The following is a 20,928-nucleotide window of genomic DNA, read 5'->3' as shown; positions in this document are numbered from 1 at the left end:
GGTCTTCATCCGGATGATGGCCGGCCTGTCCGGGGCTCAGACCGAACGCCGCACGGTCATGATCGACGCGACCTATCTCAAGGGGCACGGCACGGCTTCGAGCCTGCGGGCAAAAAAGTCGGGCTCGGGCGACTGATCGGACGCACGCAAGGCGGCATGAACACCGGGCTTCACGCCGTCACCGATGCGAACGGAAGGCCCATTAGCCTCTTCATGACGGCGGGTCAGCTCAGGGCTCCGGAACGACAGGGGAGCCGGGGGCCGTCTGTGACGTCGGTGGCGGCCGGTCCTGAAACGCCGACTTCGTCGCTCCTGGTCCGCCCCCGTTCGGACGCCGCATCTCACGCTTCAGGTTTACGAGCAGGAGAATGGCGCCGCCGCGCCTTGGGCCGACAGCTCTCGCTGGGTTCGCTTCAGCCCACGCCACCGCCAGACAATAATCAATTATATCAATATTTTAAATCGAGCAATTTCGCTGATTTTGCGGGTTTTGGAGAGCCCACATCGGCATCTCCTAATCAGCGGGTGCACAGTTCGAACCTGTGATCACCCACCATCGTCGCCCTGCTCCATCAGGACTTGTCCGACGCCTTCAGGCGCGACCGCTGACCGTGAGGTCGCGGGGCGGAAGGACGTCTTCCAGGTCGGCGTGGAGGGCGCGGCAAAGACGCCAGAGGGTGGCGCTGTAAACCTTCCCCCTGCCCGCCTCGATGGCCGACAGCTCCGCAATCGAAATCGCACTGGTCCGCGCCAGCTCGGCGAGGTTCAGCCCCATGCCCTTGCGAAGCTCCGACAACCGGTCCCCGACATAGCGGTCAGTCGCGTCGATCGGTTCGGCCGTCATGCTCATGGGCGGCCTCCGATCGCAGAAGCCCTGCGAACAGGGCGGCGAGCAGACCCGCGAACAGCACATAGGAGGTGCTGATATAGGCCCGGCCGAGAATCTCCGGATTGAGCGCGAAGCTGAGATGCGTCACCGCCTGGGCGAGTTGGAACGCCGCCGCCCAGACCAGCCAGCGCGCGGGCCTGCGCCAAGCGATCGCCGCCAACAGCCCCAGATAGGCCGCGTCCACCCCCATGATCAGCCACTGGGCGGCGTCGGGGTTGGCGCGATCCTGCACCAAGGCGCTGAGCACCGACCCCGCCACCATGCCCAAGGCCGCCAGCCGCGCCGACCCGTCGCCCTTCCAGAGGGCGACGAGAAGGCAGACCGCCATGGCGACGGTCAGACCGATTTGCAGCGGCGTGTGTAGCGATTGCATAGGTCTTCGTGGCGCGCGCCGTCCGACCTTGCAAGTCCAGCGTCACCATCAGGCGGCGGCCCGAAGACGAGCGGTCCTGGGCTGGTCGGTTTCGGGCTTGCCTGTCAGCGGCCCCATCAGTCGGGTCTCGCGCCCAATGAGCGCCGGCGCGGCCTGTTCCAGCGCCGCATGGGCCGCCACCAGACGGGCTCGCGCTTCGCCGAAAGCCCGAATGGCCTCGGTGGTCTCCGAAACGGCCTGAGCGGCCAAGACGGCCGAAAGGCGATGATCCAGCCGCGTCTCCGCCATCAGGCTGACGAGGGCGCTCGCCGCCATCAGACCTTGGTCGGCCTGGTCCTCCGCCCGAAACAGGGCGTTCGCGATCGTTTGCGCGATTTCAAGTCTTTGCATTGTCCGCTCCCCGACGCCGAGCTGTCGGCGCCGCATCAACTGTTGATCAGCGGAAAGAGAGACCTAGCGGCCGGACAGCAGACGATCGAGCGCTTGCACAGCGAGCTGAAGCTGCACGCTGCCTCCGAGGATGGCGGCGAGAACGGCGAGTGCGACGGCGGCGAAGATCGGGATCATCGCCAGTTCACGAACTCGCTCGGCAACGCGGGCCGTCTTGGCGGCCGATCGTTCTCGCTGGGGAGAACGAGCGCGATGCAGAGTATCTCGCGCATCAAATCGAGCGGCGAGAGATAGGGCTGAAGGGTCCGTGTCAGATCCAGCAACCGCAGAGCCGTCTCGCGTTCCTCGTTCGTCGCCGCCAAATCCTCGAAGATCGCCTCCAGCTCCTCCCATGTGACGGGCGGCAGATGACATCCCGAGTGCGGCATCCAAGCCTCCTTTCCGACCGTCATCAGAGACGGCGTCGGGAGCGGTGGGCAGGGGGAATGACGCCCCTACGGAATCGTCCCGTAGAGGTTCGAAATAGAGGCGCGCCGCTTGCCGGCGGCTGCTGACGCCCAGTTTGCGACAGGCGTTCTCGATATGCTTGTCTATGGTCTTGGCGGAGCGGCCCAATTCGAGCGCGATTTCCTTCGACTGAAGACCGTCGCGCACACGGCGCAGACAGGCCGCCTCCATAGGCGTCAGGCGCTGGGCGACGTTCACCGATGTCGTCGTCTCGGACACCTTAGCCGACAACCGCCTGAACCATCGTCACTAAATCGTCTCGCCCCAACTGCGGAGAGGCGTCGTCGATGTTTGTTGTTTGGTCGGCCATGGTTCACTCGTCTGCCGCCCGACAATGCCGTCAACCCTCCTTCAGCGCAACGCCTCAGCTTACCCAGGTCAGTCTTCAGCGCGACCCGGCGCCGGCTGCGGCGTCAGCTGGTGGGAGGCGGCCCCTTTGCCGCCGCGCCCGGCGTGATCTCGGCGAACGACTCCGCCTGGGAGACCGGCGGCAGGGCGTCAGCCTTCTGCAATCCGTCATCGACGACCTGGCGAATGGCGATGATCCGCTCGCCCGCCTTCATCAGAGGCGCGGCCGCGTCGGCCGCCTGGACATCGGTCTTGGACGGAACGCGCACGGTTCGCGTCACCCCGCCTTGCTCCAGGTCTATCTGGTAAAACTTCATCGTCATCGTGCGGCTCCTTGTTCCTAAGGAAAGGCCAGCCGCTGCGGCGGGTTCCGCGGCCGGATCACGGGGACGTCCATGCCCCGCTCGGTTCAGACACGGCGGCCGGATGATCCAATGAAAGAAACGCGCGCCCCTCGACCCCCGTATCCGAGGCTGGGCGGCGTTCGCCCTACCTCCTTGCCGGGCGGTCCGGTCCGAACGGGAAAAAGAAACGCACAAGGCGCGGTGATCGCCGCCCTTGCTTAACCCATGTGAATGCCTTGGCCTTACGCGCCGTGCAGGGTGGGTGCATGTATGACGCCGCTTCAGCCCTCGCGGTCTCCTCGCGGGATCCGATTTCGGAAGACCATCGTCCGCAAGGTGTGAGGGATCACCCGGTGCTGCGGCTGATGCCGGACGAGGTCCAGGATCTGGTCCGACGGAAGGGTCAGATGCGGAGCGGCCGCGCCGGGGAAAGCCTGGAAGGGCGTGCGGCGGTCGGCTTTGTGCTGGACGGCGCCTTAGCGGCCTTCGACCGCAAGAACATGGCCTGCGTCGGCCTTCATGGCCGAGGCGCGATGTTCGGTTGGGAAGCCTCGTTGGCCTCCGCCTTCTATCCCGTGCGTTTTCTGCCTCTGATCGACACCCACTGGATCGAGGCGCCGGCCACCGATCTGTCGGATCTGATGGGGCAGGCCTGGGTCGAACACGTTTTCGCCCGCCATGCCTTGGACCGTCTGTCGCGGGTGCAGGCCGAGGCGGCTTGCAACGCCGTCCACCAAGTGCCCCACCGCACGGCCAATTGGATTCGCCGTCTGTACGAGACCTCCGGCCCTGAACTGCGCACAACCCAGTCCATCCTGGCCCAGGCCATGGGCGTTCAACGCACCAGCGTCAATGCGGCCGTCAAGGCCCTGGAGCGGGACGGCGCGCTGAAGCTGTCGCGGGGTCGGATGATCGTCACCGACCCCGCGCGCCTTCATCGCTTCGCCTGCGGCTGCTGAAGCCTCAGTGCGGCTTCAGGACCACCTTGGTCCATTCGTTCTGGTTTTCCTTGAAGTTCTTGTAGCCCTCGGGGGCCTGTTCCAGCGGCAAACGGTGGCTGATCAGGTCGGTGGTGTCGATCTTGCCGTCCAGCACCAGTTGCAGCAGTTGCGGCAGATAGCGCTGAACATGGGTCTGGCCGGTCTTCAGCGTCAGCCCCTTCTCCATGAAGGCGCCCACAGGCCATTTGTCCGCCACCCCGCCGTAAACGCCTGGGACCGACACCGTTCCGCCCTTGCGCACCGCCATGATGGTTTCGCGCAGCACGTGGGGGCGGTCCGTCCCCAGCCGGGTCTCCTGTTTGATCGCATCGACGATATTGTCTGGCGAGAAGCCGTGGCTCTCCATGCCGACGGCGTCGATGCAGCTGTCGGGGCCCAGGCCGGCCGTCATCTCCATCAGGGCCTCGCGCACCTTGACCTCGTGATAGTTCAGCACCTCTGCGCCATTGGCCTTGGCGAGGGCCAATCGGTTCGGGTGACGGTCGATGGCGATCACCCGGCCGGCGCCCTGAAGGATCGCGCTCTTGATGGCGAACAGACCGACCGGTCCACAGCCCCAGACCGCGACGGTGTCGCCGGGCTGGATCTGGGCGTTCTCCGCCGCCATCCAACCGGTCGGATAGATGTCGGACAGAAACAGGACCCTCTCGTCGTCGATCCCGTCGGGAATCTTGATCGGGCCGTAGTCGGAATAGGGCACGCGCGCATATTCGGCCTGCCCCCCGGCGAAGCCGCCGGTCAGGTGCGAATAGCCGAACAGGCCCGCGACGGAGTGGCCGTAGGCGATCTCGGTGGCGTCGGCCTTGTCGGCGGGATTGGAATTGTCGCAGGCGGCCGGCATCGACCGTTCGCAGAAGAAGCACTGGCCGCAGGCGATGACGAAGGGAACAACGACGCGATCGCCCTTCTTCAGGCTGGTGTTGCCTCGGCCGACCTCCACCACCTCCCCCATGAACTCATGTCCCAGGATGTCTCCGTTGGACATGCCGGGGATCATGCTGTCGTAGAGGTGCAGGTCCGAGCCGCAGATGGCGGTCGCCGTGATCTTGATGATGGCGTCCCTGGGATTGACGATCTGGGGGTCAGGGACCGTATCCACCTGGACATTGTGTTTGCCGTGCCATGTGAGGGCGCGCATTGGGGCTCCTTGGTTCGAGGGAAAAGGATCAGAGGTGGCGCGAGGCGCGGGGCGCCGCCTCGGGCGCCTTGGAGGTCGAAACCTCCCCCGTTTCCATCAGCTGTTTGAAGCGGCGAAGCTCGCGCCGGGCCTGAACCCTGGGCTCGCGCTGCATCACCTTGGCGACCACCTTGCCCACCACCCCCGCAGGCGGATCATAGCTGATGAAGACCCGGACCTCCGTGCCGCGGCCGAAGGGGTTGTCCTTGAAATCGACCCAGCCCTCGTGATCGACGTCAGAGCCCTCGGAAGAGGTCCAGGCGATCCGCTCGCCAGGGCGATCCTCGGTGATTTCGCAGACCAGGTCGAAGTCGGCGCCGGCGGGGCCGGCTATGGTCCATTGCGAGCGACGCCCGTCCAGAATTTCGACGGCCTTCACATTCTCCATGAAGCTGGGCAGGTTTCGAAACTCCCGCCAGTAGTCATAGAGTTCCTGCCTCGGCCGGTTGATCAGGGCCGCACGCAGACTTGAAGAGTCATGGTCGCCCTCTTGCCGATCCTCTTCAAGGAAGGCGGTCGATCCGACGTCGGCGTCGGTTGAAACGTCACTATAAGACATGGACTTAGCTCCGATCGGCTGAACGTGGTGAACCGAGCGGCGCCGGCTTCGTTCCGTCGAGTCTTGGACGGAACACTGGGCCCAGGCGTGAGTTGGTCAGGCTGAAAAGCCGGAGTTCATCAATGACCGACGCCCTGGATCAAACCGCTGCAGAAACCGTTCGGCCGCTGGCCGTGGTCACTGGGGCCTCATCGGGGATCGGCTACGCCTTGGCCAAGCTGTTCGCCCAGGACGGCTACGACCTCGTCATCGCCGCCGACACCCCATTGGCTGAGGCGATGCAGGCGCTTGAGGGATTGGGCGCCCATGTCGAGGCCCTTCAGGTCGACCTGGCCTCTGAAGAGGGGGTGCAGTCCTTGAGAGCGCTGATCGGCGAGCGTCCGATCGACGCCCTGGCCGCCAACGCCGGTCACGGGCTGGGCCGAGCCTTTCTGGACCAGCCGTTCGATGAGATCCTTCATGTAATCAACACCAACATCACCGGGACGGTGCGTCTGGTCCATCTGATCGGCAGAACCATGCGGGCGCGCGGCCAAGGCCGCATCCTGTTCACCGGCTCGATCGCCGGCCTGATGCCGGGCAGTTTCCAGGCCGTTTACAATGGTTCGAAGGCCTTCGTGGACAGCTTCTCCCTGGCCCTTCGCAATGAGCTGAAGGACTCAGGGGTGTCGGTCACCGTCCTGATGCCCGGCCCGACCGACACCCGATTCTTCGAGCGCGCCGACATGATGGACACCAAGGTCGCCCAGGGCGACAAGGCGAACCCGGAGGATGTCGCAAAGGCGGGCTATGCGGCGATGAAGCGAGGCGACGGCGACGTGGTGGCGGGTCTCGGCAACAAGGTCCAGGCGGCGATGGCGGCGATCACCCCCCAGACCGTCCTGGCCGAAAGGCATCGCAAGATGGCGGAGCCGGGCTCGGGCGCCTGAGGCTTAAACCGCCTCCTTCCAGAGACGCAGATATTGGGGGTCGAACTCTGCGACGCGGCTCAGGCCGTCCCAATCCTTGATGACGGCGCGGCCGTCGCGCACGTCGAGGAGATCGGCCGCCCTCAGCGCCATCAGGGTTCGGTTCACATGAACGGACGACAGGCCCAGAACATCGGCCAGATCATTCTGGTTAAGGGGAAAGTCGAAGCTCCCTTCGGCGGTTCGCCCCACCGGCTCCAGCCGGGTGAATATCTCGCAGAAGAAGTGGGCCATGCGCGCCTGGGCGTCCTGACGTCCCATGCCGACCAGCCAGACCCGGTGGATGGCCGCATCCACCACCGTTTCCAGCCAGAACATTCGCGCCAGATGGGGATCGCGCGAGGCCAGTCGGCGAAGAGCGGAATGGGGGATGGTCGCTAATTCGCAGTCGGAAATGGCCATGACGCCGTTTTCCATCCGCTTCATAACCAGGCTGTGCAGGTCCAGAAAGTCGCCGGGCAGCCCGATCTGGGTGAACTGCCGCCCGCCGTCTCCAACAAAGGCGACCCGTCCGGCGTAACCGGACAGCAGCAGCAGGCTCGAGGTTTGACGCCGCTCCTCGCGCACGATCGTTTCCCCAGCGCTCGCCTGGAGACGCTCGACGGGCAGTCGAAGAATGGCCCGCCTCTGAGCCGGCGACAGATCGTCACGACGTTCGAACTTCTGGACGAGAACGTCCAGCATTGAACAAATTGAGCTAAGCGACATCCAAGCCCCGCCTCTCACGTATAGGCTCCATGAGGAAATACCGCCTGAAAATCGGCGTCGCCGGCATGGAGGAGCGTCTTCAGCTTATGGCTGGGGATGACAACGCAGCCCGATGCGAAGCGTTGCTGGCTGTGGGCGACCTGATCCGCGACCATGCGCTGAAAGGGGTACACCAGACGGCGTTCACGCTCGTCCTGTTCCACGACGCGGGACCGCCGATCTATGAAGTCCGGGTGGCGGCCGGCCCGCCGGACGATCCTCTGCCGCCGCTCGATTAGCGCAGGATCGCCAGGGCGGACAGGGTCGCCAGAACGGCCGCTCCGCCGAGAACGCCCACGAGGCGGAGCCGGCGAAACAGGCTCTCTATGTTCTGAACGAGGGGTGTGGGGTCGAAGGGCGGCAAGCGCGAGAATCCCGGACCGCCAATGTCGGCGTCCCCGCCTCAATGGGCGCCGCGCGGCCGCGTTGCCCCGTGTCGGCAAATGGACAATGACGACCGCAAGGGTTGCGGTCTGTCCGGTTTCCGCCAGAGGCGACGCGGACAAGGCGACGATGGAACGGCCTGACCGGTCGAAGCTTCTTTCCTTACAATCACGGAGAAAGCTCATGAAAATCCTCAACCTCGTCACCCTCCTCCTCGTCATCGTCGGCGGCCTCAACTGGGGTCTGGTCGGCGCCTTCGACTTCGATCTGGTCGCCGCCCTCTTCGGCGACGGCTCGGCCCTGTCCCGCATCGTCTATGTGCTGGTCGGCCTGTCCGCCCTTTGGCAGATCATGCCCTTCCTCGCCGCCTTGAAGACCGATGAGGCCCGAGCGGAAGCCGGCGTGCGCGCGCCCGTCCGCAGCTGATCCACGCTTCAAGGATCTCTGTCCTGGATCATCGAAGGGCCGTCCGTCGGACGGCCCTTCTTCCGTATCGAACCAACCCATGTTGTTTACGACACATCAGGGTTGTGCGAAGGCATCCTGGATAGAGGAGCCGCGCGTTCGATGGGTTTGTCGCTCACAGAGTTGAAGCAGGGCGCGGGGTACCGGGTCGAACCGACTGAAGAGGGCTTCGCCATCTTGAAGTCCGAACGGGATGACGCCGCCGCCTTCGATCAACTGGTGCGGGAGGTGCTGTCCAGCGCCGGGCGGGAATTTGTGGCCCTGCCCCGCCAGGACGCCGGCGCCGGATACGACGGCGTCTTCATCCTGCCGTTTGACTGAGGTCGAACCTTCCCGGCATTGGCCTTTTGCGAGTCGGTCGGCTAGGCTGCGCCGTATCGATTATGCGGGCCGTGTCGTCACGGTCGGCGCCGCCCTCGGGGCCGCCGCCGCATATCACCTCTTTTCGACCATTGGGGATATGGGCGACACGACCAACAAGCTGGGGCACAAGATCGGCGCGCGGGGCGGCCGGACCCGTCAGGCCCTGTTGGACGCCACGCGGACGCTGCTCAACGCGCGGCACTACGGCGAGATTCGCGTGGCGGACGTGGCCTCGGCCGCCGGCGTCTCGCCTTCGAATTTCTACACCTATTTCAAGTCGGTCGAGGAACCGGTTCTGGCCCTGTGTGAAGCGGCGGCGGCCGATTTCCAGGGTTTGGCCGCGCATTTCCAGACGGACTGGCCCGGCGACAGGGCCTTCGCCATCGGCCGCGCCTTCATTCTGGACGTGATGGCGGTCTGGCGCGATCACGGACAAGTTTTGAGGGTCGAGCATATGTTGGCCGACAACGGCGAGGCGGCCTTTGTCGAAAGCCGCGTGCGCCGCCTGCGCCGCCTGCATCTGGCGATCGAACGGCGGGTGGCCCAGGCCCATGCGGCGGGCCTCCATCCCAAGGATTACAATCCCCGACTGGCCTCCTACCAGATCGCCTCCATCGCCGAATCCACCGCCGCCAGCTTCGACCTGCTGCGCCGCGCCGACACGCCCGAGGCCATTCTGGACACGGCGGCCATCATCATCGTCAAACTGACCACCGGCCGCTAAAGCCCCAGCGGCCCGTAAAGCCAGGTCAGCCAGATTCCGACGGCCAGAAAGACGCCGAAGGGCAGTTTGTCCGTCGCGCTGACCGAGCGGCGCACCACCAGCAGGCCGAACACCAGGCTGAGGCCCGCCGCCGAGGCCCAGAGAAGAACGCTGGGCAGGCCGATCCATCCGACCCAGGCCCCGGCGCCCGCAAAGAGGAAGGGATCGCCGCCCCCCAGCCCGTCTCGTCCCCGGACCCGCTTGTACAGCCAGGCGACCAGCCACAGCCCCCCGAACCCGACGATCGCGCCGATCAGATGGGCGATCGCCTGGTCCCATCCCGACAGCGCCGCCGCGATCAGTCCCGTCGCCGCCAGCGGCCAGGTCAGGATGTCGGGAAGCCAGAAGTTCTCGCCGTCGACGATCGCGATCAGCAGCAGCTGCCATCCCAGGATCGCGGTCGCCGCCGTCATCAGGATCGATCCGCCGTTGAGGCCGGCCCAGAGACCCGTCCAGACGCCGATTGCGGCCGCCGCCAGCTCGATCAAAGGATACCGTGGAGAAATGGGCGCGGCGCACCGGGCGCAGCGGGCGCGCAACACGACCCAACTGAACAGGGGGACGAGTTCCCACGGCCTCAGGACCCGGTCGCACCCCATGCACCGCGACCGGGCGCGCACTATGTCCTCGTCACGCGGCAGGCGGACGCTGACGGCCGCCAGGAAACTGCCGATGATCAGGCCCAGAAGGCCCATGACGACGGCGGCGAGGACAGGGCTCATCTCTGGGTCCGGACGGTGAAGAACCGCCCCCGCTTAGCCGCCTCCGAGGGCCGCCGCCACATGATAGGTCACGAAGGACGCCAGATAGGCCAGTCCGAACATGTAGCCGATCATGATCCAGGTCCATTTGGTCGAGTTCGTCTCGCGCTTGACCACACCCAGGGTGGCGACGCACTGGGGCGCGAAGATGTACCAGGCCAGGAAGGACAGGGCCGTCGCCAGGGACCACTGGGCCGACAGGGTCGAGGCCAGAAGGCCGGTCGCATTCTCCGCATCGGCGATGGCGTAGGTGGTGCCGAGCGCCGCGACCGCCACTTCACGCGCCGCCATGCCGGGGATCAGGGCGATGACCATCTGCCAGTTGAAGCCGATGGGGGCGAAGATCGGCTCCAGCGCCCGGCCGATCATGCCGGCGAACGAATAGTCGATATCCGGCAGGGTCGCGTTCTCGGGCGGATAGGGGAAGGTCGCCAGAACCCACAGCAGAATGACCAGCGGCAGGATGATCCGGCCGGCGCGATTGATGAAGATCTTGGCGCGAAGCCAAAGGTTGAAGGCGACGCTCTTGGGGTCCGGCAGCCGATAGGTGGGCAGCTCCATCATGAAGGGCTCCACCGCGCCGCGCCAGAACACCTTGCGGATCAGAAGCGACACGAACAGGGCGCTGAGAATCCCGGCGGCGTAGAGGCCGAACATCACCAGTCCCTGCAGATTGACGACGCCCCAGACGGTCCGGCTGGGAATGAAGGCCGCGATGATCAGCGTATAGACGGGGATCCGGGCCGAGCAGGTCATCAGGGGCGCGACCAGGATGGTGGTCAGCCGGTCGCGGCGCGAGTCGATCACCCGCGCGGCCATGATGCCGGGTATGGCGCAGGCGAAACTGCTCAAGAGGGGGATAAAGGCCCGCCCGTGCAGGCCGGCGCCGCCCATGATCTTGTCCATCAAAAAGGCCGCGCGGGCCATATAGCCGAAGTCTTCCAGGGCGATGATGAACAGGAACAGGATCAGGATCTGCGGCAGGAAGACCAGCACGCTGCCGACGCCGGATATGATCCCATCGACGATCAGGCTCTGGATCAGGCCGCCCGCGCCCTGATCAGGGATGAGGGCCGCGACCAGGCCGCCGATCCAGCCGATCGCCCCCTCGATGCCGTCCATCAGGGGGGCGGCCCAGCTGAAAACGGCCTGGAACATCACAAAGAGGAGGACAAACAGGATCGCCATCCCTGCGATCGGATGCAGCAGAACCGAGTCGATCTTTCCGGTCAGGGTGTCGGGCCGCTCGGGCGGGCGCACGCAAGCCTTCATGATCCGCTCGGCCTCGCGGGCCGCATGGCGCAGGGCGGCGGAATCAGGGCTGCTCCACCGGTTTTCACCCTCGACCGCCGCCGCCTCGACCTTCGCCTCGACAGCCGCGATCAGGTCCTCGATCCCGCGCTTGCGGGTGGCCACTGTGGTGATGATCGGCACGCCCAGTTCGGCGGACAGGGTCTCCAGGTCGATGCGCAGCCCCTGGCGCTGGGCGATGTCGTACATGTTCAGCGCCAGGACCATGGGCCGGCCGACGGCCCTCAACTCCAGGATCAGGCGCAGAACCAGACGCAGATTGGTGGCGTCGGCGACGCAGACCACCACATCCGGCGGGGTCTCTCCGGCAAGACGGCCAAGGACGGCGTCGCGGGTCACTTCCTCATCGGGGCTGCGGGCCCGCAGCGAGTAGGTGCCCGGCAGGTCCAGAACCGACATCGTCCGGCCGGAGGCGGCTCGGATCAGCCCCTCCTTCCGCTCAACCGTGACGCCGGCGTAGTTGGCGACCTTCTGGTGCGCGCCGGTAAGGGCGTTGAACAAGGCGGTCTTGCCGCTGTTCGGATTGCCGACCAAGGCGACGCGGGCGGTCTTAAGGGCCATGTCCATCAGGCGGCGACCCGGCGGATGATCAGGCTGGCGGCCTCACGCCGACGTAGGGCCACGCGCATGTCGTCCACCTTCAGCGCGATCGGGTCGCGCCCGAACAGGCCTTCGTGCAGCAGCTCGACCTCGGCGCCCTCGACGAAGCCCAGTTCGAGCAGGCGGCGCTCCAACTCGACCTCATGCTCCTTATGGTGACAATGGCCGCCCACCTGGACAATGACGCCGCGGTCGCCGCGTCGGGCCTGGCTCAGCTTTATCGTATCGGTCAAATCTAGGCTCACACGGGCGGGCGACCGCACCAGGGGTCGCGCATCTTCTTTGACAGTGATTATCAGGTGCGCCCCCCGTCCGTCCAGCGGGACACCTTGACCAATTGCCGCGCTGGACATTTGCCCTATCGGGCGGCCTAACCTGCTGCAAAATCGGAGCCTGCGATGCGTCACCTCACCCTCGCCGCCGTCCCCCTTGTTTTGACGCTCACGGCCTGCGGTCCGAACGGAGATCAGGGCGGCGCGCCTCAATCCAAGGCCCCGTCCGCCCTGACGGAGACGGAGAGGGCCGATCTGCTCGCCGCCCTTCCCGCCCCTTACAATACGGGAGATCTGGACAATGGACGTCGCGTCTTCGCGCGTTGCCGCGCCTGCCACACCATCGGCCGGGACGGGCCGGACATGGCGGGGCCGAATCTGTACGGCGTGTTCGGGCGCAAGGCGGGCGAGCGGCCGCGCTACAACTATTCCAACACCCTGCGGACGGCCGATTTCGTCTGGGACGCCCAGGCGCTGGACCGCTGGCTGCAGAATCCGCGCGGCTTCCTGCCCGGCAACAAGATGACCTTCGCCGGTCTGCCCGACGCCAAGGACCGGCGCGACGTGATCGCCTTCCTGAAGGTGGAGACGGGATACCGCCCTGCGGCCTCGACGCCGCCCGCCTCCTGAGGCGTCAGCCTTCGATGATCGGCTTGGGTCCGCCCTCACGCAGTTCCTGGGCCTCCCACTCCTCGATCTTGCGAGCGGTCCATTCGGGCGACTTGGTGAAGCGAGCCAGGAGGCCGTAGATCACCGGCACGACGAACAGGGTCAGGACGGTGGCGAAGATGGCGCCGGTGAAGATGACGACGCCGATCGTCTGACGGCTGCCGGCCCCCGCCCCCTGCCACAGCACCAAGGGCAGGGCGCCGAAGGCGGTGGCGATGGAGGTCATGATGATGGGGCGCAGGCGCAGGGAGGAGGATTCGATGATCGCCTCCCGGATCGACCGGCCCTGATCGCGCAGCTGATTGGCGAATTCCACGATCAGAATGCCGTTCTTGGCCGCCACCCCGATCAGGATGATCAGGCCGATCTGGCTGTAGATGTTCAGACTGGACCCGGCCATCAACAGGCCGAACAGACCGCCCGCCGCCGCCAGGGGCACGGTCAGCATGATGACCGCCGGGGTGATCCAGCTTTCGAACTGGGCCGCCAGAACCAGGAAGACCAGCAGAAGCGCCAGGCCGAAGGCGGCCAGGACGGCGCCGCCCGCCTCCTGCTGATCGCGCGCGGCCCCGCCCCACTGGACCACCACCCCGCCCTGGGGCTGTTTGGCGGCTTCGGCGCGCAGGAACTGAACGGCGTCTTCGATCGTCGTGCCGGGGTTCAGATCGGCCTGGAGGGTGATGGCCCGCTGGCGATCCAGCCGGCGGCGATCGGGCGTGTCGCCCGAGGTCTGGGTGGTCACCACCGCCGCCAGCGGCACCAGCTGCCCAGAACCGGTCGGCACATAAAGCGCTTCCAGGTCAGAGACTTCACGCCGGTTCTGACGTTCCGTTTGCAGGATGACGTCATACTCCTGGCCGCCCTTGATATAGGTGGTGGCCCGGCGTGAGCCGAACATGGTCTCCAGGGTGCGGCCGATCGATTGCGAGGATACGCCCAGGGCCGCCGCCTTCTGCGGATCGACGTCCACCAGCAGGCGCGGCGAGTTGGGCTCATAGTTCAGGCGCGGCCGCGAGAAGCCCGGATTGTTCTGAGCCGCAGCCAACAGGGGCTGAAGCCAGTTGTAGATCTGCTGATAGTCGGTGCCGGTGGCGATCAATTCGATGGAGTTGGAATTGCCCCCGCCGCGCTGGAAGGCGCCCGGCGTCGAGGCGTTGACCTGGGCGTCCGTCTGGCCGCGCAGCTTGCGGTTCAGCTCCTGGGCGATCTCGGCCGCCGACCGCTCGCGCTTGGACCAGTCCGACAGGACCAGCACCCCGTTGCCCGAGTTGAAACTGCCCCCGCCGAAGCCCGGCGCCGAGATCAGATAGGAATCGGCCTCGCCGCTGGTCTTGTAGTCGGCCAGCAGGGGCTCCAGACCCATCATGATCTTTCGGGTGTAGTCGAAGCCCGCCCCTTCCGGCCCGGCGACGCGGACCGAGACGCGGCCCCGGTCTTCATCCGGCACCAGTTCGTTGGGCAGGGCCATAAAGATGCCGGCCGCCCCGGCCGCGACCAGGGCGATCAGGACGCCGACGCCGATCACCGCCGCGCGGCGCCCCAGCAGCATCTCCAGCGAACGGCCGTAGGAGGTCTTCAGCCGGTCCATGCCCCAGTCGACCCGGCGCGCCAGCCAGCCGCCGCCTTCGGCCGGCTTGAGGATCTTGGAGGCCAGCATCGGCGACAGGCTCAAGGCCAGGAAGGCCGAGAAGGCCACGGCGGCCGCAATCGCCGCCGCCAGTTCGACGAACAGCCGCCCGACATAGCCGGGCAGGAACAGCAGGGGGGCGAAGACGGACAGCAGCACCACCGTCGTCGCCACAACGGCGAAGAAGACCTGGCGCGCGCCGCGTTCGGCCGCGACCAGCGGCGGCTCGCCGTGGTCCAGCCGCCGCTGGATGTTCTCGACCACCACAATGGCGTCGTCCACGACCAGGCCGATCGCCAGCACCAGGGCCAGCAGGGTCAGAAGGTTCAGCGAGAAGCCCAGGGGCGCCAGGACGATGAAGGTCGCCAGCAGACAGATGGGGGCCACGATGGACGGGATCAGGGCCGCACGCAGACTCCCCAGGAAGATGAAGTTGACCAGGGCCACCAGGGCCATGGAGATGCCGATGGTGATCCAGACCTCGTCGATGGCGTGAGAGGTGAAGACCGAATTGTCCGAACCGATCTCCAGCGTCACGCCGGGCGGCAGGCTGGGCCGGATCTCGTCGATCATCTTGCGCACGCCGTCCGAGATGGCCAGGTCGTTCGACTGGGCCTGACGGGTCACGGCCAGGCCGATCTGGTCCATGCTGTTGCCGCGGAAAAGGCGCCGGTCTTCTTCCGGCGCCTCTTCCACACGCGCGACGTCGCCCAGGCGGGTGACATAGGTCGGCTGGCCCTGAATGATGGCCGACGAGCCGCTGCCGGTTCCCGTGGCGACCGAGGCGGAGGTGGAGGCCGAGCCGCGCGTTCCGATCGGCAGCTGGCGGAAGTCTTCCGGCCGGGCGTAGTTGCGGGCCACGCGCACGGTGTAGTTCTTGGCGGTCGACTCCAGCGAACCGGCGGGCAGTTCGACGTTCTGGCTGGTCAGGGCGGTCTCGACGTCGGTGACGGTGAGACCGCGCGCGGCCAGGGCGGCGGGGTCCAGCCATATCCGCATCGAATAGCGTTGCTCGCCATAGATGTTGACCTGGGCCACGCCGGGCACGGTCGCCATCCGGTCCACCAGATAGCGGTCGGCGTAGTCGGTCAGCTGCAGCCGATTCATCGTGGTCGAGCGCAGGAAGACGATGATGATCGGCTGGCTGTCGGAATCGGCCTTGGCCACCTCCGGCGGATCCGCCTGATCCGGCAGGGCGCCGACCACCCGGCTGACCCGGTCGCGCACGTCATTGGCCGCATCGTCGATATTGCGGTCCAGGGAGAACTCGATGTTGACGTTCGACCGGCCGTCCCGACTGGTCGAGTTGATCCGTTCGACACCCTGGATCCCGGCGATCTGCTGTTCGATCGGCTCGGTGATCCGGCTCTCGATCACCTCGGCCGAGGCCCCGGCGTAGCTGGTGTTGATCGAGACGATCGGGGGATCCACGTCCGGCAGTTCGCGAACCGGCAGGAAGAAGAAGGCCGCAAGGCCGATCACGCACAGGACGATGGCTGCGACGGCCGCGAATACGGGCCGCCGCACCGAGACATCAGAGAGCATCATTTGGCGGCGGCCTGACGACGCGCGCCGGCGACGCTGACGGCGGCGCCCGGCTGAATGCGGTTCAGACCCGAACCGATGATCCGATCGCCGACCTCCAGGCCGGACAGGATTTCGACAAAACCGTTCTCGACGGCCCCAGTCTCGACCTCGACCCTCTGGGCGGTCGAACCTTCGGCGCCGGGGGCAATCCGATAGACGAAGGCGCCCGAGCCCTCATATTGAACGGCGGCCTCGGGAACTGCGGCGGACTGCCGCTGTCCCTGTTGGACCGAGACCCTCAGCAGCATGCCTGGGCGAATGCGGCCGCCGGGATTGGGGAATTCGGCCCGGGCAGTGGCCGCGCGGGTCGTCTCATTGACGCGGGTGTCGATCAGGGCGATCCGGCCCTGGAACGGCGCGTCGCCATAGGCGTCAGCGGTCGCGGTGATCGGCGTCCCCGGCCGCAGCAGGTTCAGGTACCGTTCGGGCAGAGGAAAATCGACGCGAATGGTCGAGACATCGTCCAGGGTCGCAATCACGGCGCCCGGATTGACCAGGGTGCCGGGCGTCACCGTGGTCAGACCCAGGGTCCCGGCGAAGGGGGCGCGGATCACTCGGTCCCCGCGTCGGGCCTGCGCCGCCTGGAGGGACGCCTGCGCCGTCTCCAGGGCGGTTTCGGCCTGTTCCAGCAAGACCTGAGGGGCGACCCCGCGATCAGCCAGGGCCTTGTAGCGGTCGTATTCGCGTTGCGCCTGGGCGACATTGGCGCGCGCCTCGATGATGGCTGCATCCTCTTCGCGGGCCTGAAGTTCGACCAGGGGCGCCCCGGCCGAGACTCTCTGGCCGTCCGTGAACAGGACCCGCGTGATCAGCTCGGTCGTGGAGGAAGTGATGTTCACCGACCTCTGGCCGCGCGCCACGCCCAGGACGCGGATCTGGTCGGAGAAGGGCTTCTGCGCGACGACCGCCTCGGACACCTGCTGGCCGCCGCGACGACCGCCGCCGCCGGGACCGCCCGCCCCCTCGTCTTCAGCGAAGGCCAGCTTCAGCACGGCGGCGAGAACCATCAGCCCCAGCAGGATCGCTGCGGCGACGAGGAAGAAGTGGCGTTTGATCACGCAACAGACTTTCAATTCAGAGGACGTGCACGCTTAGCGTCTTCTCTCGGGCGCGCAACCTTACCTATCCGTAACGTGACTTACGGCGAATTCCGTCGCGCGGTTTTCGTCAAAACCTGCGCCAGATCGCCACAACCGGCCCATGAACCACGGCCGCCTCGCGGCCCGCGACAGTCTGCCGCCAGCCGGCCTGAAGACTCCAGTCGCCGAAATCCCTGACGAGGGAACCTTCGAGCGACAGCCAGCGCGCGCCGCCGTCCGCCGCGCCTGCGAAGGCTTGCCCCAGGATCAGCCATCGTGCGTCGAACCGCGCCCCGATGGTGGCGTCGATCCGGGTCTCATTGGGCAGATCGTCGCGGAGGCGACGCGCGACCTGAAGTTCGACGAAGGACTGGTCCATCCCCCATCGCCCGCCCATTTCGCCCAGGGACCGCGCCGCCGACACCCGCGCCTCCCAATCATGTTCGCCGATTCCCGGCGCCGCATAGCCCGCATTGCGCCCCTCCCCCGCCCAGGCGTAGCCGCCGTAGACGGAGACGGCGCCGCCGTCGTCTCGCCAAACCTGCCAAGAAGCGCCGATTTCCACCGGGCCGCGCCCCTGATAATCGACGAAGGCGTCTTCTCCGTCCTGCCAATCCGCCTTCAACCGAATCGCCAGGGCGTCGCCTACTCCATATTCGGCGAACAGGCCGAGGGCCGCATCACGGCGCTGGGCCGGCAGGGGAACCTCCTCACCTGAAGGATCGAAGCCCGTATCGCCCCGCTGGTTTTCATACTTGATGATCGCCTGCCCCTGGCCCTTCGGCGGGTTCCAGGCTCCCGCCTGCGCCAAGGCAGGCCAGGCGAGCGCCAGACCCGCCGCCGCTGCGGTCAGGCGTCGTAGCCGGGCGACTTGCGATCCAGCTGCCGCAGCGCCCCGGGCCAGGCCAGGGCGGCGACGAAGCCGATCCCCCGGCCCTGCGCCTTGGTCTCCGCCTGGGCCTGATCGGGCGCGATCAAGACTTGATCCGGCCCCGCCGACAGGGCGGCGACCTGCTGGGCGCAGGCTCTTTCCAGGAAGAAGATGCCGATCCATGCCTGAGCCGCCGTTTCCCCGACCGCGAGCGTGCCATGATTTCTCAACAGCATCAGCGGCTTGTCCCCCAGATCGGCGACCAGACGTTCGCGCTCGTCATGGTTCAGGGCCAACCCCTCGTATCCATGATACGCAACCTGATGCTGTAGTAAACAGGCGTTTTGGCTGATCGGCAACAAACCGCCTTGCTGGGCCGCCACCCCGACCCCGTTCACCGTATGGAGATGGATCACGAACTTTGCGTCTTCCCGCGCCGCATGGACTGCGGAATGGATGGTGAAGCCCGCCGGATTGATGAAGTCGGCGGTCTCCTGAACGATGTTGCCGTCCAGATCGACCTTCACCAGGGATGAGGCGGTGATCTCGTCGAAATAGTAGCCGTAGGGATTGATCAGGAAATGATGCTCCGCCCCCGGAACGCGCGCCGAAATGTGGGTGAAGATCATGTCGTCCCAACCGTGGAGGGCGACCAGCCGATAGAGGGCGGCCAACTCCACCCGGGTGCGCCATTCCGCCTCGGAGACGCGAGATTTCAGACTGAGGACGGCGTCGTCGGCCATGGGGGTCTCCTATCCTAGGGCGGGCCTCTGACGGGCCTTGCCCAACCGTCCCTCCGCAGCCTGCGTCCGTCAAGTCGAGCCCGAACGACACGCGCATTAACCGCCGCACTTCAGATTTCATTAACCGCGTCTTCATGACCAGGCGTCACAGTTGCAAGCGGTACCTTCCCGCGTCGGAGCCGCCGCCTTGTCCGCTGTCGCCCAGCTCAGATCGCCGTCGCCCGCGCGCGACCCCGCTTTGGATTTGATCGACCTGGCGCGCAGCAAGGCGCCGGACGACCGTCGGCGACTATTGCTGGGCGTGGTCGCCCTGTGCGAAGCCGCGCCGCCGAACACCGCCCTGGCGCCCGCCCTGGCGGAAATCTTCCTGACCCTGGCCGCCCAGGCCGAGCGGGATATTCGCCGCCTGCTGTCCGAACGCCTCGCCGCAGCGGATTGGGCCCCGCCGGCTCTGATCAACATGCTGGCGCTGGACGAGATCGAGATCGCGGCGCCGGTCATCGCCGCCAGCCCCCTGTTGCAGGACGCGGACCTGATCTGGATCCTGCTGGAGACCACGCTGGAGCATCAGATCGCCGTGGCGCGGCGGCCGCACCTGTCTCATGGGGTCGTAGAGGCGATCGTGGATCAGGCCGATCCCGTGACCATGACGGCCCTGGCGTCGAACCGGACCGCCGACATCAGCGATGCGGCCATGCGTCGTCTGATCGAACATTCCCGGCGTATCGCCGGTCTTCGCGCGCCCCTGACCCGTCACCCCCGCCTGAACGCAGATCTCGCCCATGATCTGTACCAATGGGTCGGACAGGCCCTGCGGCAGTCCATCGGCGAGCGGTTCAAGATCGACGACGCCCGCCTGAACGCGGCGGTGCGGGAGGCGGCGGCCAAGGCGGTGCATTCCCCCACTTGGCGGCCGTTGCAACCCACCGGCCGCAACGCCGATCGCGAGCGGCAAGAGATGGAAAAACGTCTGGTCGACAAGCTTCAGGCGGCCGGGCAACTTCGGCCCGGCATATTGATCCGAGCCTTGCGCGAACAGCGTCTGAGCCTGTTCGAACAGGCCCTGGTGCAACTGGGAGGATTCACGCCGGCTCAGGTGCGCTCCGCCATCCACTCGTCTACTGCGGAGCCGCTTTATCTGGCCTGCACCGCAGTCGGACTGGATCGAGCGGTCTTCGCCAATGTGCTGTCGGAAGTCCGCAAACTGACCGACGGACGGCCCGGCGGGGGCGCATGGAGCGCGACGCCGATGAACAGCCGTTCGGCCGCCCGCGCCTTTCGCCAGATAATGGAGCGCACCGCGATCGTTTGACTTCGCGGTCAAGCTAGGGCTCTCGTTCGGCCGTGACCCAGATCCCGCCCGCTCCCGCCCTGGCCTTCGCCGCCAGCGACCGTCCAGAGGCCCAGGCCGCGCGTCAGGCTCTGATCGCCCGCTACGGCGCCGTGCCGCAAGAACAGGCGGACGTCATCGTCGCCTTGGGCGGCGACGGCCAGATGCTGGAGACCCTGCACGGCAATCTGCGCCGCCGGACGCCCGTCTACGGCATGAACCGGGGCTCGGTCGGCTTTCTGATGAACGACTATGACGAGGACGATCTGATCGCCCGAATCGTCGCCGCCGAACGCACGGTCATCCATCCGTTGCAGATGGACGCCTGGACCGAAGCGGGCGAGGTGCATACGGGCCTGGCCATCAATGAGGTGTCCCTGCTGCGTCAGACGCGACAGAGCGCCAAGCTGAAAATCACGGTGGACGGCAAGGTTCGGTTGGAGGAGCTGTCCTGCGACGGCTGTCTGGTGGCGACGCCGGCCGGATCGACCGCCTACAATCTATCCGCCCACGGGCCGATCATTCCGCTGGACGCGCGCATCCTGGCGCTGACGCCGATCAGCGCCTTCCGGCCCCGGCGCTGGCGCGGCGCCCTTTTGTCCCACGAGGCTCGGGTGCGCTTCGACGTGCTGGAACCGGACAAGAGGCCCGTCTCAGCCACGGCCGACAATTTCGAGGTTCGGCGCGTCGCCAGCGTCGAGGTGCGCGAGCGGCGCGACGTCGCCCTGACCATGTTGTTCGACGCCGGTCGATCCTTCGACGAACGGGTGATGACGGAACAGTTCACCAACTGACCCCCC

General features: G+C 66.4%; 24 protein-coding genes and 1 pseudogene. 10 read left to right on the top strand and 15 right to left on the bottom strand.

Features of this window, described 5'->3' with window-relative positions:
* Position 1: 1 nt before the first annotated feature.
* Positions 2-231, top strand: a pseudogene (locus BSP_RS08740) (IS5/IS1182 family transposase); the annotation flags it as partial.
* A gap of 361 nt (positions 232-592) precedes the next feature.
* Here BSP_RS08740 and BSP_RS08735 read toward each other — a convergent pair.
* The 5 genes from BSP_RS08735 to BSP_RS08715 form a co-directional block, all read right to left on the bottom strand.
* On the bottom strand, positions 593-850 hold the full coding sequence (locus BSP_RS08735) for a helix-turn-helix domain-containing protein (protein ID WP_054765504.1): 258 nt from the start codon (positions 848-850) through the stop codon (positions 593-595).
* On the bottom strand, positions 816-1,262 hold the full coding sequence (locus tag BSP_RS08730) for a hypothetical protein (RefSeq protein ID WP_054765503.1): 447 nt from the start codon (positions 1,260-1,262) through the stop codon (positions 816-818). Before BSP_RS08730 ends, BSP_RS08735 begins: the two co-directional genes overlap by 35 nt.
* A gap of 48 nt (positions 1,263-1,310) precedes the next feature.
* A complete protein-coding gene (locus BSP_RS08725) occupies positions 1,311-1,652 on the bottom strand; it encodes a hypothetical protein (protein ID WP_054765502.1) in 342 nt (113 codons plus the stop codon).
* Positions 1,653-1,715: 63 nt separating this feature from the next.
* Positions 1,716-2,378 carry a helix-turn-helix transcriptional regulator gene (locus BSP_RS08720; RefSeq protein ID WP_082382670.1) on the bottom strand — a complete coding sequence of 221 codons (663 nt, stop codon included), beginning with the start codon at positions 2,376-2,378 and terminating at the stop codon, positions 1,716-1,718.
* A 194-nt stretch (positions 2,379-2,572) separates the two neighbouring features.
* The gene (locus tag BSP_RS08715; protein WP_224762172.1) at positions 2,573-2,830 is read right to left on the bottom strand and encodes a hypothetical protein; all 258 of its coding nucleotides are present in this window, start codon (positions 2,828-2,830) and stop codon (positions 2,573-2,575) included.
* A 287-nt stretch (positions 2,831-3,117) separates the two neighbouring features.
* On the opposite strand from BSP_RS08715, the gene BSP_RS08710 reads away from it, so the two are divergent.
* Complete coding sequence (locus BSP_RS08710) at positions 3,118-3,810, top strand: Crp/Fnr family transcriptional regulator (protein WP_152949983.1); 693 nt, start codon at positions 3,118-3,120, stop codon at positions 3,808-3,810.
* A 4-nt stretch (positions 3,811-3,814) separates the two neighbouring features.
* Here the strand turns inward: BSP_RS08710 and BSP_RS08705 are convergent, their stop codons facing one another.
* Positions 3,815-4,990: a zinc-dependent alcohol dehydrogenase gene (locus BSP_RS08705; RefSeq protein ID WP_152949981.1), complete on the bottom strand. Its 1,176-nt coding sequence runs from the start codon at positions 4,988-4,990 to the stop codon at positions 3,815-3,817.
* A 28-nt stretch (positions 4,991-5,018) separates the two neighbouring features.
* A complete protein-coding gene (locus tag BSP_RS08700) occupies positions 5,019-5,588 on the bottom strand; it encodes an SRPBCC family protein (protein ID WP_054765498.1) in 570 nt (189 codons plus the stop codon).
* 122 nt (positions 5,589-5,710) lie between these two features.
* On the opposite strand from BSP_RS08700, the gene BSP_RS08695 reads away from it, so the two are divergent.
* The gene (locus BSP_RS08695) at positions 5,711-6,517 is read left to right on the top strand and encodes an SDR family oxidoreductase (RefSeq protein WP_152949979.1); all 807 of its coding nucleotides are present in this window, start codon (positions 5,711-5,713) and stop codon (positions 6,515-6,517) included.
* A 3-nt stretch (positions 6,518-6,520) separates the two neighbouring features.
* Here the strand turns inward: BSP_RS08695 and BSP_RS08690 are convergent, their stop codons facing one another.
* Entirely contained in the window at positions 6,521-7,240 is a 720-nt protein-coding gene (locus BSP_RS08690; RefSeq protein ID WP_054765496.1) for a Crp/Fnr family transcriptional regulator, read from the bottom strand.
* Between the two features lie 53 nt (positions 7,241-7,293).
* Here BSP_RS08690 and BSP_RS08685 point away from each other — a divergent pair, with 53 nt between their 5' ends.
* From BSP_RS08685 to BSP_RS08670, 4 genes are all read left to right on the top strand, one after another.
* Positions 7,294-7,542, top strand: a complete 249-nt coding sequence (locus BSP_RS08685) for a hypothetical protein (protein ID WP_054765495.1) — start codon at positions 7,294-7,296, stop codon at positions 7,540-7,542.
* A gap of 328 nt (positions 7,543-7,870) precedes the next feature.
* On the top strand, positions 7,871-8,113 hold the full coding sequence (locus BSP_RS08680; RefSeq protein WP_054765494.1) for a DUF378 domain-containing protein: 243 nt from the start codon (positions 7,871-7,873) through the stop codon (positions 8,111-8,113).
* Between the two features lie 141 nt (positions 8,114-8,254).
* Positions 8,255-8,473: a hypothetical protein gene (locus tag BSP_RS08675; protein ID WP_054765493.1), complete on the top strand. Its 219-nt coding sequence runs from the start codon at positions 8,255-8,257 to the stop codon at positions 8,471-8,473.
* Positions 8,474-8,612: 139 nt separating this feature from the next.
* Positions 8,613-9,239, top strand: a complete 627-nt coding sequence (locus BSP_RS08670) for a TetR/AcrR family transcriptional regulator (protein ID WP_054765492.1) — start codon at positions 8,613-8,615, stop codon at positions 9,237-9,239.
* Here the strand turns inward: BSP_RS08670 and BSP_RS08665 are convergent.
* Genes BSP_RS08665 through BSP_RS08655 form a run of 3 tightly spaced genes read right to left on the bottom strand, consistent with a single transcriptional unit; the run spans position 9,236 to position 12,183 of the window.
* Positions 9,236-10,000 carry an A24 family peptidase gene (locus BSP_RS08665; RefSeq protein WP_152949978.1) on the bottom strand — a complete coding sequence of 255 codons (765 nt, stop codon included), beginning with the start codon at positions 9,998-10,000 and terminating at the stop codon, positions 9,236-9,238. The two genes, BSP_RS08670 and BSP_RS08665, sit on opposite strands and share 4 nt — an antisense overlap.
* 33 nt (positions 10,001-10,033) lie before the next feature.
* Positions 10,034-11,917 (bottom strand): ferrous iron transporter B, encoded by a 1,884-nt coding sequence (locus BSP_RS08660; RefSeq protein WP_152949976.1) that lies wholly within the window; start codon positions 11,915-11,917, stop codon positions 10,034-10,036.
* Entirely contained in the window at positions 11,917-12,183 is a 267-nt protein-coding gene (locus tag BSP_RS08655; protein WP_054766914.1) for a FeoA domain-containing protein, read from the bottom strand. The genes BSP_RS08660 and BSP_RS08655 overlap by 1 nt, the downstream gene beginning before the upstream one ends.
* Before the next feature lie 165 nt (positions 12,184-12,348).
* Between BSP_RS08655 and BSP_RS08650 the strand changes: the two genes are divergently transcribed.
* The gene (locus BSP_RS08650) at positions 12,349-12,852 is read left to right on the top strand and encodes a cytochrome c family protein (protein ID WP_054765489.1); all 504 of its coding nucleotides are present in this window, start codon (positions 12,349-12,351) and stop codon (positions 12,850-12,852) included.
* Positions 12,853-12,856: 4 nt separating this feature from the next.
* Here the strand turns inward: BSP_RS08650 and BSP_RS08645 are convergent, their stop codons facing one another.
* From BSP_RS08645 to BSP_RS08630, 4 genes are all read right to left on the bottom strand, one after another.
* Positions 12,857-16,063: an efflux RND transporter permease subunit gene (locus BSP_RS08645; RefSeq protein WP_227976106.1), complete on the bottom strand. Its 3,207-nt coding sequence runs from the start codon at positions 16,061-16,063 to the stop codon at positions 12,857-12,859.
* Entirely contained in the window at positions 16,063-17,163 is a 1,101-nt protein-coding gene (locus BSP_RS08640) for an efflux RND transporter periplasmic adaptor subunit (protein WP_054766912.1), read from the bottom strand. The genes BSP_RS08645 and BSP_RS08640 overlap by 1 nt, the downstream gene beginning before the upstream one ends.
* A 109-nt stretch (positions 17,164-17,272) precedes the next feature.
* Positions 17,273-17,995 (bottom strand): hypothetical protein, encoded by a 723-nt coding sequence (locus BSP_RS08635; protein ID WP_224761402.1) that lies wholly within the window; start codon positions 17,993-17,995, stop codon positions 17,273-17,275.
* Positions 17,996-18,033: 38 nt separating this feature from the next.
* Entirely contained in the window at positions 18,034-18,798 is a 765-nt protein-coding gene (locus BSP_RS08630) for a class II aldolase/adducin family protein (protein WP_152949974.1), read from the bottom strand.
* Positions 18,799-18,985: 187 nt separating this feature from the next.
* On the opposite strand from BSP_RS08630, the gene BSP_RS08625 reads away from it, so the two are divergent.
* Both BSP_RS08625 and BSP_RS08620 read left to right on the top strand, forming a co-directional pair.
* Positions 18,986-20,110, top strand: coding sequence for a DUF2336 domain-containing protein (locus tag BSP_RS08625; protein WP_227975897.1), 1,125 nt, complete (start codon positions 18,986-18,988; stop codon positions 20,108-20,110).
* Positions 20,111-20,142: 32 nt separating this feature from the next.
* Entirely contained in the window at positions 20,143-20,922 is a 780-nt protein-coding gene (locus BSP_RS08620) for an NAD kinase (RefSeq protein ID WP_054765486.1), read from the top strand.
* Positions 20,923-20,928 lie beyond the last annotated feature (6 nt).

This window comes from Brevundimonas sp. Bb-A, assembly GCF_009394735.1.
GTDB lineage: Bacteria > Pseudomonadota > Alphaproteobacteria > Caulobacterales > Caulobacteraceae > Brevundimonas > Brevundimonas aurantiaca.
Note: the sequence above shows the minus strand (reverse complement) of the source record. Positions and strands in the feature narration are given on the sequence as shown.

Bases quoted from the DNA above. Each gene is read 5' to 3' on its own strand.
- BSP_RS08735 (WP_054765504.1), bottom strand. From the start codon at position 850: ATGAGCATGACGGCCGAACCGATCGACGCGACTGACCGCTATGTCGGG.
- BSP_RS08645 (WP_227976106.1), bottom strand. From the start codon at position 16,063: ATGCTCTCTGATGTCTCGGTGCGGCGGCCCGTATTCGCGGCCGTCGCA.
- BSP_RS08715 (WP_224762172.1), bottom strand. From the start codon at position 2,830: ATGACGATGAAGTTTTACCAGATAGACCTGGAGCAAGGCGGGGTGACG.
- BSP_RS08630 (WP_152949974.1), bottom strand. From the start codon at position 18,798: ATGGCCGACGACGCCGTCCTCAGTCTGAAATCTCGCGTCTCCGAGGCG.
- BSP_RS08690 (WP_054765496.1), bottom strand. From the start codon at position 7,240: ATGCTGGACGTTCTCGTCCAGAAGTTCGAACGTCGTGACGATCTGTCG.
- BSP_RS08695 (WP_152949979.1), top strand. From the start codon at position 5,711: ATGACCGACGCCCTGGATCAAACCGCTGCAGAAACCGTTCGGCCGCTG.
- BSP_RS08670 (WP_054765492.1), top strand. From the start codon at position 8,613: ATGGGCGACACGACCAACAAGCTGGGGCACAAGATCGGCGCGCGGGGC.
- BSP_RS08675 (WP_054765493.1), top strand. From the start codon at position 8,255: ATGGGTTTGTCGCTCACAGAGTTGAAGCAGGGCGCGGGGTACCGGGTC.
- BSP_RS08725 (WP_054765502.1), bottom strand. From the start codon at position 1,652: ATGCAAAGACTTGAAATCGCGCAAACGATCGCGAACGCCCTGTTTCGG.
- BSP_RS08650 (WP_054765489.1), top strand. From the start codon at position 12,349: ATGCGTCACCTCACCCTCGCCGCCGTCCCCCTTGTTTTGACGCTCACG.
- BSP_RS08685 (WP_054765495.1), top strand. From the start codon at position 7,294: ATGAGGAAATACCGCCTGAAAATCGGCGTCGCCGGCATGGAGGAGCGT.
- BSP_RS08665 (WP_152949978.1), bottom strand. From the start codon at position 10,000: ATGAGCCCTGTCCTCGCCGCCGTCGTCATGGGCCTTCTGGGCCTGATC.
- BSP_RS08660 (WP_152949976.1), bottom strand. From the start codon at position 11,917: ATGGACATGGCCCTTAAGACCGCCCGCGTCGCCTTGGTCGGCAATCCG.
- BSP_RS08710 (WP_152949983.1), top strand. From the start codon at position 3,118: ATGTATGACGCCGCTTCAGCCCTCGCGGTCTCCTCGCGGGATCCGATT.
- BSP_RS08680 (WP_054765494.1), top strand. From the start codon at position 7,871: ATGAAAATCCTCAACCTCGTCACCCTCCTCCTCGTCATCGTCGGCGGC.
- BSP_RS08700 (WP_054765498.1), bottom strand. From the start codon at position 5,588: ATGTCTTATAGTGACGTTTCAACCGACGCCGACGTCGGATCGACCGCC.
- BSP_RS08705 (WP_152949981.1), bottom strand. From the start codon at position 4,990: ATGCGCGCCCTCACATGGCACGGCAAACACAATGTCCAGGTGGATACG.
- BSP_RS08730 (WP_054765503.1), bottom strand. From the start codon at position 1,262: ATGCAATCGCTACACACGCCGCTGCAAATCGGTCTGACCGTCGCCATG.